Here is a 1,077-nt window from a genome sequence, read left to right on the forward strand (position 1 = left end):
GGTGGCGCGTGCCGCCATCGGCTGTTGGTGCAGCAACTCGACGGCGTCGTCGGCGTCGTCATCCTCGTCCGAGATCAGGGCCGAGTTCAGCGGCTGCGACAGCTTCGAACCGTCGCGGTAGAGGGCGTTCGCCTTCAGGGCCAGCTTCCAGGAGAGCAGATAGGCGCTCTTGCAGTCCTCGACGGTGGCGTCGTTCGGCATGTTGATCGTCTTCGAGATCGCGCCCGAGATGAAGGGCTGCGCCGCCGCCATCATGCGGATGTGGCTCTCGACGGATAGATAGCGCTTGCCGATGCGTCCGCACGGGTTCGCACAGTCGAAGACGTTGTAATGCTCAAGCTTGAGATGCGGCGCGCCTTCCAGTGTCATCGCTCCGCAGACATGAACATTGGCGGCCTCGATCTCGGCCTTCGAGAAGCCGAGGAAGGGCAGGAGTTCGAACGACATGTCGTTCAGCTTCTCGGCCGGGACCTTGAGCTCATTGACGAGGAAGTCCTCGCCCAGCGTCCACTTGTTGAAGACGAACTTGATGTCGAAAGCGGCCTTCAGGTCCTTCTCGACCGCGTCGATCTTGGCCTGGGGGAAGCCCTTGGCCCGGAGCGAGCCGTGATTGATGCCAGGAGCCTGGGCTAGCGAGCCATGGCCGACGGCATAGGCCTCGATCTCGGCGATCTCGGCCTCGCGGTAGCCGAGCGAGCGCAGCGCGTCGGGAACGGCGCGGTTGATGATCTTGAAGTAGCCGCCGCCGGCCAGCTTCTTGAACTTCACCAGCGCGAAATCGGGCTCGATGCCAGTGGTGTCGCAATCCATGACGAGGCCGATCGTGCCGGTCGGCGCGATCACCGTCGTCTGGGCGTTGCGGTAGCCATACATCTTGCCGAGCGAGAGGGCCTCGTCCCAGACGGCGCGGGCGCGTTCCGACATAGTGGTGCTGGAGCCGCCGAGGCGGGCGAGCGTGCCATGGTCGAGCGGCACCGGCGTAACCTGCAGGCCCTCATAGCCCGAGGCCTGCCCATGAGCGGCGGTGCGGTGGTTGCGAATGACGCGCAGCATGTGGCTGGCGTTCTTCTTGTATCC

At 64.3% G+C, this 1,077-nt stretch carries 1 pseudogene; it reads right to left on the minus strand.

What is annotated here, in order from left to right:
* A pseudogene (locus tag AC1DJT_RS36875) lies at positions 1 to 1,077 on the minus strand (vitamin B12-dependent ribonucleotide reductase); the annotation flags it as partial.

This window comes from Allobosea sp. 05T422_2, from assembly GCF_056396265.1.